Source organism: Paenibacillus sp. FSL R7-0297 (assembly GCF_038009025.1).
In the GTDB taxonomy this organism is placed as follows: domain Bacteria; phylum Bacillota; class Bacilli; order Paenibacillales; family Paenibacillaceae; genus Paenibacillus_AQ.
Genome location: NZ_JBBPAQ010000001.1, coordinates 7,047,975 through 7,062,301, shown reverse-complemented (window position 1 = coordinate 7,062,301; position 14,327 = coordinate 7,047,975). Strand labels below are relative to the sequence as shown.

The window sequence follows — 14,327 nt, the reverse complement described above, 5'->3', positions numbered from 1 at the left end:
ACGAACATGACATCGTTTTAAAATATCACATTAAGGGGCTGAGTTACAATATAATCTGTCACATTAATATCATAAGACGGTGTAAATGGGAGAATTTGAGAGAGATAACCATTGTACTTTTTACGTTAATTTCGAAATAGTGATGTTTCTTATAGGGTGTGTGATTTTATATACAGAGAAAAGTGTTTCAAATTTGATACCATCAAGCCAGAAATTACCGCTAGCAACCTGAAATCCTCTTATGTGAATTAATTCACCTTTTTATGTGAATTGTTTCACCTTTTGAAAGATTGTATAAATGGATGCATCTTTTTCACACACGGGATGGGTCGCGCAGGAACGGGAAAGGGGGGATGACCTCTTATGAAGAGTCCGGGTACTCTTCGTAAGAAGGGATGGTGTGAACGGGAAGAACAGTTTAAAAGGGCTACATACTACTGGGGATATAATAAAGGAGAATACGCATTTGAAAAAACTAATTGCTTTGACTGTAAGCGCAGCCTTACTGCTTGCGCCACTCGCCTACACGATTAATGCACCAGCCTTGAACCTGAAGGTGGATGCGGTGTCGGCAGCTTCGGAGGAAGCTCCGGCAGCTACTGCCAAACCAGCTCCGAAACCGACAGCTAAACCAGCTCCTAAACCTACCGCTAAGCCAGCAGCAACACCTAAGGCAACCGCTAAGCCAGCAGCAACACCTAAGGCAACCGCTAAGCCAGCAGCAACACCTAAGGCAACTGCTAAACCGGCAGCAACACCTAAAGCAACTGCTAAACCGGCAGCAACCGCTGCACCTGCAGCATCCGCCAAAGCATCTGCTAAACCAGCAGCAACAGTTAAGCCAGCTGCTACAGCTAAGCCTGTTGCAACAGCAGTACCAGTTACTGTTAAAGCAGCCGTGTATCAAGACGGAGTCTATGTAGCCTATGGCGATGCTTACTCCAAAGGTACTGAAGGCGCTAAAGTTACAATCAAAGACGGCAAAATTGCCGACATCGAGCTGCTGAGAACCAGCCCGAAAATTATCGACCGGAACGCCCGTGATAACTACAGCGGCGTATGGGTGGCATACGGTCTGATGAAAGACAGACTGATTGGCAAAACGAGAGACGGCGCAGCAGCTGTTGACGCTGTATCCGGCGCAACCCGCTCCAGCAACGGCTGGAAATTGTCGGTGGACAGAGCGTTCGAAAGATCGCTGCAGGATAAGCCGGCTGATGCTACTTATTTCGCCGGCGTTCACATGGGTGTAGATCCTGAAGCCAAATATGCAGTGTTTGCTACTTACGATGCAAACAAACTGACAGCAGTTAAATTGTACCCGCTGACTGCAACTGGTGATTTCGCAGATGAGAAGACTTATACTGCTGAACAAACGGCAGCGATTGCAGCAATTACACCAGTACTGCTGGCCAATGGTTCTGCTGCCAAGTCTGTAGCCGGCTTCGAAGCTGAATCCAAAGCTGCGATCAACGCTTTCTGGGATGCTGAGCAAAATGCCAGCATCAACAACACTTCCGCTTATGTGGACGGGTTCTACTCTTCCTACGGTACAGCAAGAAGCGTAGGCGTTGAGAGAGCCGATGTTGTAATCCGCAACGGTAAGCTGGTTGATGTGAAATTGTTCAGACTTGGCACTAACCTGATTGACAGAGGCGCAACTGCTTATGCTGAAGTAGTGAAAGCAAATGCTCCTATGACTGCTAAATTGCTTGCGAACGGTTCTTATATCGCTAATTATGATGAGAAGGTAGACGGAATTTCGGGCGCCACTGAGAGCAGCCACGGCTGGAACCAGGCTGTAGAAAGAGCTTTCGAGAAGGCTCTGAAGGTATCTGCAGAAGGTAAATACTTCGACGGCAAATTTGCCGGAGTGGATAACCAGTCTAAAGTTCTTCTGCTGGCAGATGTTGCTGGCGATCAAGTAACTGCTATCAAACTGAGCCTGTTCGGTACAGACGGCAAGATTATTGCTGATGACAAGCGTACAGATGCGCAGAAATCCCTTGTTGATCAACTGACTGCCGGATTGCTTGCAAACGGCGTGGACACTGCTGATATCGCTGGCCAAGAAGCTGTATCTGCTGCAGCAAAGGCAGCACTGACTGATGCCCTGACCAATGCTTCCAAAGTACAAGGCACTTATAAAGACGGCACGTTCACCGCTTACGGCGACGCTTATGACAAGGGTACAAACAAAGCTGACGTTACCCTGCGTAACGGCAAGATCGTAAATGTTGCTCTTTCCCGTGTAGGAATGAACATGGTAGACCTGGGTAAAGCCGCTTATGCTGAAGTTCAAAAAGCAATTCCGGTGCTGACAGCTAACTTCCTGGCTGCAGGCACAAGAGAAGGCGCAGCACAAGTAGATGCTGTATCTGGCGCTACCAGCAGCAGCAATGCACTTAAAGCTGCTGTTGACAGAGCTTACGGTAAAGCTGAAGTTGTTGAAACCGAGAAGGCTGCATACTTCGATGGGATCTTCATCGGTGCCAGTGCAGACAAATCCGTAAATGTAATGGTTACTACTAAGTTCAATGTTCCAGTAACTATGGTTGTTTACTACCTTGATGATAAAGGTAAAGTAAGATACAACCTGACGGATGACGAATTGCTCGTGAAATACGAAATCGAGAATACTTCGAACGGCAAAGGACTGCACAAGTACGGATACCGTGCTGCAGCATTCGGAACGAATGATGCCCAGAAAGCAATCTCTGCCAAAGCTATTGAAGCGATCAAAGCAGCACTTGAAGCAGCTGGAAAATAATTAAATCTAACCTCAAAGGGGCGTCCTTGACCATGCAAATGGTTGGGGACATCCCTTTTTTATTTTTGCACGAACAGGCTGCAAGGGGGAATGGACATAATTAAGAATGGATATCGTATAGTAATTTAAAGGGATTTCGGATGTGAATGTCTAAACTTTAATATACACCGCAGGTTCAAAGCCTGTAAGTAATAGGAGGCTCCTCATGACATTAATTAAACAGCTATCCCCACAGGATGAATTCACCGGCTTCTATCTGCTTAGGGAACTAGTGCTAAAACAGACAAACGGTACTCCTCCAAAGGATTATTTTGATATCGTACTTGGTGATTCCAGCGGCCAGCTGTCGGCTAAATATTGGGATGTAAGTGTAACGGATAAAGAAACATTTTTCCCGATGGCCCTGGTGAAGGTCCGCGGGATTGCCCATACTTACCGGGAGAAGCTGCAGGTCAAAATAACCAAAATCAGACTCGCGGATGAGTCCGATGGCGTGTCGCTTACCGAGTTCATCCGTTCAGCCCCTGTGCGTCCTGTGGATCTGATCCACACAATTAAGAATGCAATGGCCAGTATAACCGACCCGGAGGTCGCATCGATCGTTTCCTTCTGTGTGGGGAAAGTGGAAGAGAAGCTGATGCACTATCCTGCAGCCAAAACGCATCATCATGCTTATTTTGCCGGACTGGCTTATCATATGGTGCGGATGCTGGAGATCGGGGATTTCCTGTGCAAGCAGCGCCCGTTCCTGAATCCTGATCTTATGAGAGCGGGAATTATCCTCCACGATATTGCCAAACCAGAAGAAATGATCTCGCAATTCGGTATTGTGTCGGATTATAGTGTGCAGGGCAAGCTGATCGGGCATATTTCGATGGCGTCGAGCTGGATTACGGAAGCGGCTATCCGCACCGGCATTGATCTGGAATCGGAGAAGGTATTGGCACTGCAGCATCTGGTATTGTCGCATCATAATCTGGGGGAATGGGGAAGTCCGGTCCAGCCCCAGACAGCGGAAGCGGTCGCCTTGCATCATATCGATGCCATGGATGCCAAGCTGCAGATGGTGGAGGATGCGCTGGATACTACTCCCGAGACGGAGGAATGGACACCGTTCATCAGGGGACTGGAGAATAAGGCGGTTTACCGGATGAAAATCTGAGGCTATGCTGTAACGCGTAAGAGATAACAACACCCCCAAGCCATGATTGCGGCTTGGGGGTGTTTGTGTATGCCATAAGGGGCATGAATTCTATGATTTGCGGGCAGACGGAGGGATCCTGCCGGCTGTTCGTACTATTTCTGCAGTTTCTATTGTTGCGGCTGATTCAGCTGTAGACTCAGCCGCAGCTTCAGGAGGTTCCACCTCAAGACCATAATGATTACACAGGGCACGGAGTCCGCCCGGGAATCCCTCTCCAATGGCAACAAATCTCCATTTGTCCTTGTACCGGTAGAATTCGCCTATGACTACTGCCGTCTCAAGGCTTAAGCCCAGGCCAAAGGGAAAAGAGGCCAGCCTGGTTCCCGACTGGGAATCAATTAGTGAGGCGGAGGTGTAATTGATCTGGCCCGGGTTCTGGCCGGAAGCCTCCCCATAGAGTGTGAAGGTCAAGGCGACCCGCGTAATGGACGCAGGCAGCTTCGCCAGTTGAAGATGCAGATGTCCCGCGTTTGGAGCAGGCTTCGAGTAGAATACAGAACCGCTGGGGTCTTCCATGTTTCCATAGAAGACAAAATCCTGATCCTGTTCGCAGCGTCCTGTCTCCCGGAGCAGGAAAGCAGAGTTGTCCGGCTCCATGGCGGAAAGCGTAGGATCCCACTCCACAGACAAGAGAATTCTCGAAGCACTGAGCTTGCTGCCGATATCCACGCGCTGGCCTCTCACCAGCTCGGGTACAGGTTGAATTTCAGGGGCAGGCGGTGTTGCAGCCGGGAGACCTGCAGAAGAAGCATGACGCTGTGTGGATACGAGGGGAGCTTCGCGATCCGGTACAGCCGGGCTTACGGGAATTGCCGTCTTTGCAGCAGTCTTTGGGGCCGCCGGTTTCTTGGCGGCTTTCTTGGGGGATGCCTTGAAGGCAGTATATCCGCCCGCATACATCGTGCCTGCCTGGTAGCCCTGGCTGCCGGCTAAGAGGAGGGGATCGAACTGCTGCCACTGCTCCATCAATTTCAATAGAATGAGTGCCGAAGCTCTGGCATCATCCAGCGCATCATGGTGTTTCAGCCTAATGCCGAAATGCTCCGAGACTACATTCAGTTTATGGGAGGGCAGCTCCTGAAGCATTTTTTTGCCCAGCAGGTAGGTACACATATATTTGAAATCCGGATAGCTGAATAACGAATCATCCAGGCAATAACGCAGAACGCTCATATCGAAGGAAGCATTATGCGCAATCACAAGCTCGCCTTGCAGCAGCGGTTCAATCGTGGGCCACAGCTCTGCGAAGGTCGGTTTGCCTTTAACCATCGAGGGCGTAATTCCGTGTATTGCGATATTCATTCCGTCGAACCTCTGCCGCGGGTCAATCAGCCAATCATATTCTGCGGTGACCACACCATTTCTAACCTGAACAAGCCCCAATGCGCAAGCGCTGGAGCGGCTGGAATTGGCTGTTTCAAAGTCTATTGCTGTAAAATCCATAGGTAAAGCCCCTTATCTATCATGTATATGGTTCATATTAAAGGAGCGCAGAGAGAATTACAATCCAGTAGAATGTACAAAATGCAGCGGATATGGTATGCCTTATCTATGAACTGCTGGAATATGCTGCTATAACGGGGAGATGAGAAACTTGCAGCTCTTAAAAGGCCAAAAAGTAGATATCACCAAGGGAAAGGGCGTACGTGATCTAACCATCCGGTTACGCTGGAATACGGAGCTTGCCGGAATCAGTGTGGATGCAGCAGCTTTTTTGTTGTCCGGACAGAACCAGTGTGAACGGGACGAGGATTTCATATTCTATGGTAATCCGGTATCAAAGGATGGAACGGTAAGTCATACAACAGAGGGGGAGAACGAGGAGAGCCTCTTGATTTCATTATCCGGAATTCCGGAGCAATATGCCCGGATTGCGGTGACGTTGACGATCTACGAGGGGGAGCAGCAGAATCTGCGGATGAAGGAACTGTCCGGACTGCAGCTGTCACTAATGGACCGGAAGAACGGTGAGGAATTATACCGCTTCGATTATGGAACGGATCTGTCCGACGAGACAGCAGTGGTGGCCGGGGAGTTGTACCGTCATCAGGGAGAGTGGAAATTCAGCGCGATCGGCAGCGGTTTTAACGGAGGATTGGCTGCGCTCTGCAAGAGCTATGGACTTGAGGTTGAACCGGAGGCAGGCAACGAAGCGGCAGCGACAGCCGAACTATTGGAGAAGACGGAGAAGCTCGAGGCGGTATTGGAGGCGGCGGAGACCGTCCTTCCGCAGACTGCACCGGCCGCCGATGTCAACGTCCTGTCATCCATAGATTTGCGCAAGAAAATAGTCGGGTTCACCCTGGTCAAAAAACAGCTGACCAATGTAAAAGCCAGAGTGGGAATTGTACTGGACATCACCGGTTCCATGAGAAATCTCTATTCCAGCGGTGTCGTGCAGGAAGTGGTGGAACGTATTCTGGCCGTAGCCTGTCAATTGGATGACAACGGTTCACTGGATGTGTGGGTGTATGATACGGAATTCAGCAGGCTGCCGCCGGTAACGGAACGAGATCTCGGGAGCTATGTCTTCAATCATATTATGAATAACGATTCAATCCATAAGTTCGGACGCAATAATGAGCCGCCGGTGATGGAGGATGTGATTCAGAAATACACACGCGAGGAGAAGGATGCAACTCCGGTTTTCATTATCTTTATTAATGACGGGGGCGTAGTGAAGCCAACCCAAAAAGTAATTATGGCGTCTTCAGCGCTGCCGATCTTCTGGCAGTTTGTGGGGATCGGTGATTCCGATTTCGAGGTACTGAAGAAGCTCGACACGATGGGCGGAAGGCTGGTGGATAACGCAAACTTCATCCATCTGGACCGCATAGAAGAAGTGAACGACGAGCAGCTCTATGATCAGCTGTTGAATGAATTCCCGCAGTGGCTGAAGGCGGCGAAGGCGAAGCGGATTCTCTAGCAGCGAACACCAGTATGGCGTACGCCTGTATCGTGTTCACGCTGGATAGCGTTTATTCATAGCTGTATTCACCCGTATGGCGCTCACACTGGATAGCGTTTATCTATAGCCGTATTTACCACTATAGCGCTCACCAATGATGACCTTCACACTTTATAGGCATTATTGTTGTACTTTTTACAACTTTGACTCGCAGATAGTTGGGCGTTTGGGAAGATTGTTGTATGAAATATAGGCGTGTTGATTTCCCAAAAAAAGGGACGAAAAAGGCCGCCATTTCGGGTAATGGTAAGTACGACCAAACCAAACCGAAATGAGGCGACCTCATGAATAAATATACCCCATTTTTAGCCGTTTTCAAACAAGTGTTAACACCGGAAGAAGTCCAAATGGTGACCGGACAAACCAAGGACTACGTGGATAGAGGAACCAAAATGACCGTCGGGTTGCTGCTCGATTACTTTGTCCAAGCCTGCTACCACAAATGGGACGGATTCCGGCAGAGTGCCCGATTAGGCCCAAGCTTTGACTTGCCAGAAATTCATTACTCCACCCTTTCCGGCAAGGCCGGTGAAGTCCCTTACGAAATCTTCAAACGTATCTTTCAAATGCTCGTCACGAAATGTAACCGCCAAACCCGGCGGCATTTGAATCTTCCTAAAGATCTTTTGCTGATTGACTCGACTACGGTCACGGCGGCGAACTCTAGAATGCCTTGGGCCTCGTACAAAAAATTCAGAGGGGGTATTAAGCTGCATGTTGCTCTTTCGCATGGCCAGCGTTCACCCCTGAACGTGAAGGAATCGATCGCGAAGCGCAATGACGCTCCGTTTGGAGAAGTCTTGGCCGATACGGACTACATTTTGGTACAGGATCGGGCGTATGGAAAAATCAGCAGATTGGATCAATATGTGCTCCAGGGCCAGTCGTTTGTGATTCGGCTCAAAGACAATCTCCATTTGGTGAAGCCAAGAGAACTCCAGCGACCCGCAGAGGGAGAAACGAAAATTGTTCGTGATATTACTTGTTATATCGGTCAAGGGAAGTGCCAATCTGCTCAGCGCCACCGGGTCGTAGAATTTGAAAATGACCGGGGTGAAGTCGTACGGGTCGTGACCGATTTGAGAAAAGAGTCCGCTCATGTGATCGCTGAAATCTACAAGGCACGCTGGGAAATTGAAGTCTTTTTCCGCTGGATTAAACAGCATCTGAACGTGCCATGTCTATTTGGAACCACTGAAAATGCGGTATACAGCCAATTGTTTGTGGCCCTTGCTGTCTATGTGCTTCTGAAACGCGTTTATGATGAAATCCACCCCAACGTGCCTGCCTTTGCTCAACTGACCCTTTGGGAATTTATGCAGCATTGGCGTATATTTAGTCTTCCGCTGGAGTGGCAGGTTCAACTTAGTCTGCTCAGGAACAAAGGGGTTTTGGGGATTATATCCATCCCATAATATGGGGAATCAACAGGCCTGTATGAAATACAACAATCTTTCCCGCTAAGCGGCTTAGAGGAGGAGGAATGCTGTATTTTATACAACAATTTTGGATTAGGGCTGAGATTATGAGGAAAATGTTGTATTTTGTGCAGGATTTTTTAAATATCCCGGATTTCCACCATGATTGGCAGATCTCCACCATAATTAGCATATCTCCATCACAATCACAGGACCTCCACTACTATCAGCGGCTAAAATAAACCAAACCCCCCGGCCTGGACGGAGCTATAGGCTCCTGCCCAAAATAAAAGTCTGCCTATCAGCGCAGCTAAGTACTCCTGCTCGGGTTTTATCCTGCAGGCGGGTTTCTTTCAGCACAACCACCGCATACTTTATCCTTATATTCCCGCTGGAGCGGTTACCGTCCCCTAAAGGACGGCGGGACGTTTCCGCTCAGCTGTGGAGGTGGAGGTTCGTTGCGTCTGCAGGCCCGCGGAGACGGGCAGCTCCAGGCGGTATCCTTTGACCAGCGTGTCCCCGTTCTTAATATCCGTTTCATAAGCACGCTGGAAGCCGAGCTTCTCGTACAGCTTGATCGCGGATACCATCATATCTGAAGTATGAAGATTCAGGCTGGCTGCTCCAAGCAGCATGGATTGTCTGGCGGCCTCGCTGATCAGCAGTCTGGCAACCCCGCGTCCACGGACAGCCGGAGAAACAGCGAGCAGACGGATGATTGGCGTGTGGATACCCAGCTCCGGCCTGCCGTAAGCGGCCTCTGAAGAGGTGAACAGCAGCACACTGCCTATGATCTGCCCATCCAGCTCCGCTACAATCCGCGAGACTGGAGCGATGCCATGGACGGAATCGAGAATGGAGTCGCGGTACTGCGCCCAAAAAGGTTCGGGCAGCACGGCTGAATATTCGCTGTAAGCCTCAAGCAGAACTCCTGCGATAGCCTCGCGGTCAGCATCTGCGGCTTCACGGATTACAATTTCTGCGGAATGATTCATCGGGTACCTCCTGTTCAGAAATGGGATGTGACGCTTATTATAATCCACAATTCCGACGAACATAAGAGGAATTTAATAAAACCGATTAACAGATAGAAAAGTTCTATCTGGTTTTGTGATCTATGTAATGGTTTTTGCTGTATATTACACGATGAGTCGGTTGACAAAAAAAGGGCCGGTGACTAAGATATAAACAAAATCTATACATACGTACGGCATTAATTCCATGTTAATCGATTGGAATAGTTAATTTAAATAAAGTTGTGGAGGAGGACTACACATGAATATCGAGAACATTGAAGCCTTTGTCTACATCAACCACTACGGAAGCTTCAACAAAGCGGCAGATGTACTCTACATCTCCCAGCCGACAGTAACGGCTCGCATCCAGTCGCTTGAACGGGAGCTGGACTGCAGAGTATTCGACCGGCTGGGCAAGCAGATTAACCTTACGGATAAAGGACGCCAGTTCCTTCCTTACGCGCAGCAGATTTTGCAGGTCTACCAGAACGGCAAACATCAGATCCAGTCCAAGGGCCAAATTCCGGATGAACTGAGAATCGGCAGCACGGTGTCGGTCTCCAATTATCTGATGCCGCAGCTCCTGCTGCATCTGAAGCGGAAATATCCGCAGGTCCACTTTAAACTGACGACCTCATCCACCGATTCATTAATTGAGAAGCTGAAGGCGAAGGAGATTGATCTCGCTTTTATCCGCAAAGTGGTCAATCCGGCCATTCAGTCGTTCCCTTTCTGTGAAGATCCGATCTCGCTGTATGTATATGCCGGTCATCCGCTGGCCCGCCAGGGCCGTGCCTCTATCCAGGAGATCCGTGAGGAGACTCTCGTATTCTTCGAGTGCGGTTCGCTGGACTGGATGCGCCTGCACCGGGTATTCGAGAGCATGGAGCAGCCGCCGGACATTGTGTATCAGGTGGATAATCTGGAGACGGCCAAGAAGCTGGTGCTGAGGCAAGCGGGGATTTGCTTCCTTCCGGCCCTCAGTGTGCAGGAGGAAGTGGAGGCAGGAACGCTGATCAGGGTGGATGTCGCCGAGACGGAAGGGATTTCCCTGAGGACCAGCCTGATCTCGCTGAACGGGGAGAATGCGGAATTCATTGAGTCGCTGCTGGAACTGGCGGTGGGCCGCAGCAAGCCGGATCGACTTCTTGTATAACAGTATTAAAAAACTCTATTAGCGCATGGCTGCATGCAGTGATAAAGTTAATTGCATATAATCACCACTAAACAGATATGAATTATATAAATTGAGAAACGGGGGCACGAAATGAGCGAGGTATACCGGCAGGCCGGAGAGAAGGATGCCCAGCAGCTGCTGGATGTGACCTATCGTGCCTATCAGCTGATCCGCGAGCTTGGACTGCACTGGCCGGCGGCAAACGCCGATTTGGCTCTAATTCAGGATAACATCGCCACCAATGAATGTTATGTGCTGGAGATCGACGGCAACGTGGAGGCGACGATCACCCTCTCGAAGAGCGGAGAGGTCAAGGCGGTAACCGAGCTGCCTTTTGTGAAATGGTTCGCAGTGAATCCCGAGCGCAGCGGCAAAGGTTACGGCGGGAAGCTGCTCGACTGGGTGGAGGAGCATATTATTCACGGCAAGCTGGGGGCTTCCGCTGTAACCCTGGCTACGGCGCAGAAGCATCCCTGGCTGGTTCCCATGTACGAACGCCGGGGGTATGAACGGATTCTGGAGCTGGATGCACAGAATGGTGACGGCATTATGTATCTGATGAGAAAGACACTTACCGCTCAACCATACTACAACCTAAAGGGGATAGAGAGATGAAAAAGACCATTTCGCTCACAACTGCATTGGCATTGACGCTGGTGATCGCCGGCTGCGGCAGCAATAACAGCGCGAACAGCAGCAGCAGCGGGAATGTGGCGGAAGCAGCACCGCAGACCAGTGCGGAGGCAACGACTGCAGCCGCAGAACCGGCAGAGGTGACCAAGATCGTGGTCGGCACAGGCACCGCTTTTCCGAATGTCTGCTTCATTGACGAGAACGGCAAGCTGACCGGGTTCGATGTAGAGCTGCTGAAGGAAATTGACAGCCGTCTGCCGGAGTATGATTTCGAATTCCAGACGATGGACTTCAGCAATCTGCTGCTGAGCCTGGAGACCAAGAAGATTGATCTGGTAGCCCATGTTATGGAGAAGAACCCGGAGCGGGAGCAAAAGTATTCTTTCAACAAAGAAGCTTATGCCCACTGGAGAAACCGCATTATTGTAGCCAAAGGCAATGATTCGATCCAGACGCTGGACGATCTGCAAGGTAAAAAGGTGCTGACAGGCGCAACCAGCGCACAAGCGCAAATTCTCGAGAATTACAACAAGGAGCACGGCGCGGATTCGATCAAAATTGTCTATCAGAACGGTGCGGCCAACGATACGGTGAGCCAGATTGATTCGGGCCGTGTGGATGCTACGCTCGCTGCGGATTTCGTACTGCCGATTATTGATCCGCAGAGCAAGCTGCAGGCGGTAGGTGCTGAGCTGTCCTCCGCTGACATTCTGTATGTGTTCCGCAAGGATGATGCCCCGTCGCAGAAGCTGTCGGATGCCATTGACGGAGTGGTCGCAGAGCTGAAGGCAGACGGCACGCTGGGCAAAATAAGTACGCAGTGGCTGGGGGCTGACGTCACCACATCCGCGGTTCAATGATGAGGCTGCCGTTATAGCGGAGAAGGAGGGGCAGGATGGGAGCACCGTTTGATCTTAGTTTTGTATTCTCTTTTCTGCCTAAGCTGCTGACTACGCTGAGCACAACACTGCTGATCGTAGCCTGTTCGCTGCTGGCAGGTGTGATTGTCGGATTTATCATTGCCCTTCCCCGCCTCTACAAGGTGCCGGTCCTGAAGACCTGCGCAGAGGTGTACATCTCATTCTTCCGGGGGACGCCGATTCTGATCCAATTGTTCCTGTTCTATTACGGTCTGCCCGAGGTGCTGAAGCTGGTAAATCTCGATATGACGCGGACGCCGGTGCTGGTATTCGTAATTCTGACCTACGGCCTGCATACGGGAGCTTTCATGTCGGAGATGATCCGCGCTTCGGTAACGGCTGTCGATAAAGGCCAGGTGGAAGCGGCTTACGCCACGGGGATGACCTCTTATCAGGCTTTTACCCGGATCGTATTGCCCCAGGCACTGGGGATTGCCATTCCGGTGTTCTCGAACCTGGTCATTGCGCTGCTGAAGGATACTTCGCTTGCGTTCACGCTGGGCGTGATGGAGATGACGGGTAAGGCGCAGACTTTGGGCAGCGTGACCCAGCATTTTATTGAAACCTATATTGCACTTGCACTTATCTATCTCGTGATTAGCTTTACGATTGAGAAGCTGCTGCTGGTGGCGGAACGCCGGTTACTCCGTCATGAAGACCAGGGCAGTCCGGTGAAGCGGAAATTCAGTCTGCAGAAAAAAGCGTCCTACCGCCATATCATTGCGGACATGGGACCGGGTAAAGGAGGCGGCGCGTAATGAAGCTGGACCCATCGTTTATCTGGACGGCGTTCCTGCAGATTCTGGGTGCCATTCCTACAACGCTGTATATCACGGTAGTCTCAGTATTGGCCGGTTTCGCGATTGGAATTGTGGTGGCACTGGTCCGGATTTATAAAGTACCTGTCCTGTATCCGCTGGCGGTGGGGTATGTCACCTTCATCCGCGGCACCCCGATGCTGACTCATCTGCTGCTGATCTATTTCGGGCTGCCGATGATTATCGACGGGCTTGCTGTACAGTTCGGATGGAGCTTCCGCTCGGTGTCGATTCCGATGATCGGCTTCGCCTACATTTCCTTCTCCATTACAGCAGGAGCCTATATGTCCGAGGTGGTCCGTTCCGGCCTGCTGGCGGTGGACCGCGGTCAGATCGAAGCTGCACATTCCATAGGGATGAGTACTCCCCAGGCGCTCCGGCGGATCGTATTCCCCCAGGCGCTGGCGGCGAGCCTGCCCAATCTGTCGAATTCCGTGATCGGAATGCTGCACGGGTCTACGCTTGCTTTTACCGTATCGGTCGTGGATATCAATGCCCAGGCGCAAATCGTAGCTTCGACAAACTGGAAATTCTTCGAGGCGTATCTGGCGGCGGCGCTGATCTTCTGGGGGCTGACCTTCCTCATTGAGCGGGCCACCGCCCTGATCGAAAAACGGATAAATCTGTATAACCGGGGTGGAGTCGCATGATTAAGCTGGAACGTATATCGAAGTCTTTCGGGCGCCATCAGGTACTGAACAATATTGATCTGAAGGTGTCCAAAGGGGAGGTTGTCGTCATTCTCGGCCCCAGCGGTTCCGGCAAAACAACCCTGCTGCGCTGTGTGAATTATCTGGAGAAGCCAAGCGGCGGCGAAATCTCGATCGGTGAGTTCAAGCTGGACTGCCGGCATGCCCGCAAAAAGGATATTCACCAGCTGCGGCAAAAAACGGCCATGGTCTTCCAGCAATACAATCTGTTCCGCCACAAAACGGCGCTGGAGAATGTGATGGAAGGGCTGCTGATCGTCAAGAAGCTTCCGAAGGAGGAAGCACGGAAGAGAAGCATCGCACTGCTGGAAAAGGTCGGCTTAGCAAGCAAGCTGGATGCCTATCCAAGCCAGCTGTCCGGCGGCCAGCAGCAGCGGGTCGGCATTGCCCGGGCGCTGGCGCTGGAGCCGGAAGTGATTCTGTTCGATGAGCCGACCTCTGCACTCGACCCGGAGCTGGTTGGCGAAGTGCTTGCGGTGATCCGCAAGATTGCCAAAGAAGGGATAACGATGATTGTGGTGACGCATGAGATGGGTTTTGCCCGCGATGTGGCGAACCATGTGGTGTTCATGGACGGCGGCGTGATTGTAGAAGAAGGCACACCCACCGAGGTGTTCAACCATCCGCGTGAAGAAAGAACGAAGCAGTTCCTGAAGCGGATTACGCCGGAGCTGAACTATTCCATCTAGGAGG

At 50.9% G+C, this 14,327-nt stretch carries 12 protein-coding genes and 1 pseudogene; 11 read left to right on the top strand and 2 right to left on the bottom strand.

Features of this window, described 5'->3' with window-relative positions; all coding sequences use genetic code 11:
* Nucleotides 1–466 precede the first annotated feature (466 nt).
* Both MKZ24_RS30540 and MKZ24_RS30535 read left to right on the top strand, forming a co-directional pair.
* Nucleotides 467–2,770, top strand: coding sequence for an FMN-binding protein (locus tag MKZ24_RS30540; protein WP_340789555.1), 2,304 nt, complete (start codon nt 467–469; stop codon nt 2,768–2,770).
* 205 nt (nt 2,771–2,975) lie between these two features.
* Nucleotides 2,976–3,932, top strand: coding sequence for a 3'-5' exoribonuclease YhaM family protein (locus MKZ24_RS30535; RefSeq protein ID WP_340789554.1), 957 nt, complete (start codon nt 2,976–2,978; stop codon nt 3,930–3,932).
* A gap of 90 nt (nt 3,933–4,022) precedes the next feature.
* Here the strand turns inward: MKZ24_RS30535 and MKZ24_RS30530 are convergent, their stop codons facing one another.
* Nucleotides 4,023–5,417 carry a TerD family protein gene (locus MKZ24_RS30530; protein ID WP_340789551.1) on the bottom strand — a complete coding sequence of 465 codons (1,395 nt, stop codon included), beginning with the start codon at nt 5,415–5,417 and terminating at the stop codon, nt 4,023–4,025.
* 142 nt (nt 5,418–5,559) lie between these two features.
* Between MKZ24_RS30530 and MKZ24_RS30525 the strand changes: the two are divergent.
* From MKZ24_RS30525 to MKZ24_RS30515, 3 genes and pseudogenes are all read left to right on the top strand, one after another.
* A pseudogene (locus MKZ24_RS30525) lies at nt 5,560–6,033 on the top strand (TerD family protein); the annotation flags it as partial.
* 201 nt (nt 6,034–6,234) lie between these two features.
* Entirely contained in the window at nt 6,235–6,900 is a 666-nt protein-coding gene (locus tag MKZ24_RS30520) for a vWA domain-containing protein (protein ID WP_340790249.1), read from the top strand.
* Nucleotides 6,901–7,226: 326 nt separating this feature from the next.
* A complete protein-coding gene (locus MKZ24_RS30515) occupies nt 7,227–8,357 on the top strand; it encodes an IS4 family transposase (protein ID WP_340782655.1) in 1,131 nt (376 codons plus the stop codon).
* Nucleotides 8,358–8,770: 413 nt separating this feature from the next.
* On the opposite strand, the gene MKZ24_RS30510 is transcribed toward MKZ24_RS30515, so the two are convergent.
* Nucleotides 8,771–9,355 carry a GNAT family N-acetyltransferase gene (locus MKZ24_RS30510; protein ID WP_340789549.1) on the bottom strand — a complete coding sequence of 195 codons (585 nt, stop codon included), beginning with the start codon at nt 9,353–9,355 and terminating at the stop codon, nt 8,771–8,773.
* Nucleotides 9,356–9,635: 280 nt separating this feature from the next.
* Between MKZ24_RS30510 and MKZ24_RS30505 the strand changes: the two genes are divergently transcribed.
* From MKZ24_RS30505 to MKZ24_RS30480, 6 genes are all read left to right on the top strand, one after another.
* Entirely contained in the window at nt 9,636–10,532 is an 897-nt protein-coding gene (locus MKZ24_RS30505; RefSeq protein ID WP_042233461.1) for a LysR family transcriptional regulator, read from the top strand.
* A gap of 111 nt (nt 10,533–10,643) precedes the next feature.
* A complete protein-coding gene (locus MKZ24_RS30500; protein WP_042233463.1) occupies nt 10,644–11,168 on the top strand; it encodes a GNAT family N-acetyltransferase in 525 nt (174 codons plus the stop codon).
* Nucleotides 11,165–12,046: a transporter substrate-binding domain-containing protein gene (locus MKZ24_RS30495; protein WP_042233464.1), complete on the top strand. Its 882-nt coding sequence runs from the start codon at nt 11,165–11,167 to the stop codon at nt 12,044–12,046. The genes MKZ24_RS30500 and MKZ24_RS30495 overlap by 4 nt, the downstream gene beginning before the upstream one ends.
* 35 nt (nt 12,047–12,081) lie before the next feature.
* Nucleotides 12,082–12,864, top strand: coding sequence for an amino acid ABC transporter permease (locus MKZ24_RS30490; protein ID WP_042233466.1), 783 nt, complete (start codon nt 12,082–12,084; stop codon nt 12,862–12,864).
* Nucleotides 12,864–13,574, top strand: coding sequence for an amino acid ABC transporter permease (locus MKZ24_RS30485; RefSeq protein ID WP_039301120.1), 711 nt, complete (start codon nt 12,864–12,866; stop codon nt 13,572–13,574). The genes MKZ24_RS30490 and MKZ24_RS30485 overlap by 1 nt, the downstream gene beginning before the upstream one ends.
* Complete coding sequence (locus MKZ24_RS30480) at nt 13,571–14,323, top strand: amino acid ABC transporter ATP-binding protein (protein WP_042233468.1); 753 nt, start codon at nt 13,571–13,573, stop codon at nt 14,321–14,323. Before MKZ24_RS30485 ends, MKZ24_RS30480 begins: the two co-directional genes overlap by 4 nt.
* Nucleotides 14,324–14,327 lie beyond the last annotated feature (4 nt).

Excerpts from the sequence above, each read along its gene's own strand:
- MKZ24_RS30535 (WP_340789554.1), top strand. The coding sequence starts at position 2,976 with ATGACATTAATTAAACAGCTATCCCCACAGGATGAATTCACCGGCTTC.
- MKZ24_RS30530 (WP_340789551.1), bottom strand. The coding sequence starts at position 5,417 with ATGGATTTTACAGCAATAGACTTTGAAACAGCCAATTCCAGCCGCTCC.
- MKZ24_RS30515 (WP_340782655.1), top strand. The coding sequence starts at position 7,227 with ATGAATAAATATACCCCATTTTTAGCCGTTTTCAAACAAGTGTTAACA.
- MKZ24_RS30510 (WP_340789549.1), bottom strand. The coding sequence starts at position 9,355 with ATGAATCATTCCGCAGAAATTGTAATCCGTGAAGCCGCAGATGCTGAC.
- MKZ24_RS30505 (WP_042233461.1), top strand. The coding sequence starts at position 9,636 with ATGAATATCGAGAACATTGAAGCCTTTGTCTACATCAACCACTACGGA.
- MKZ24_RS30500 (WP_042233463.1), top strand. The coding sequence starts at position 10,644 with ATGAGCGAGGTATACCGGCAGGCCGGAGAGAAGGATGCCCAGCAGCTG.
- MKZ24_RS30495 (WP_042233464.1), top strand. The coding sequence starts at position 11,165 with ATGAAAAAGACCATTTCGCTCACAACTGCATTGGCATTGACGCTGGTG.
- MKZ24_RS30490 (WP_042233466.1), top strand. The coding sequence starts at position 12,082 with ATGGGAGCACCGTTTGATCTTAGTTTTGTATTCTCTTTTCTGCCTAAG.
- MKZ24_RS30485 (WP_039301120.1), top strand. The coding sequence starts at position 12,864 with ATGAAGCTGGACCCATCGTTTATCTGGACGGCGTTCCTGCAGATTCTG.
- MKZ24_RS30480 (WP_042233468.1), top strand. The coding sequence starts at position 13,571 with ATGATTAAGCTGGAACGTATATCGAAGTCTTTCGGGCGCCATCAGGTA.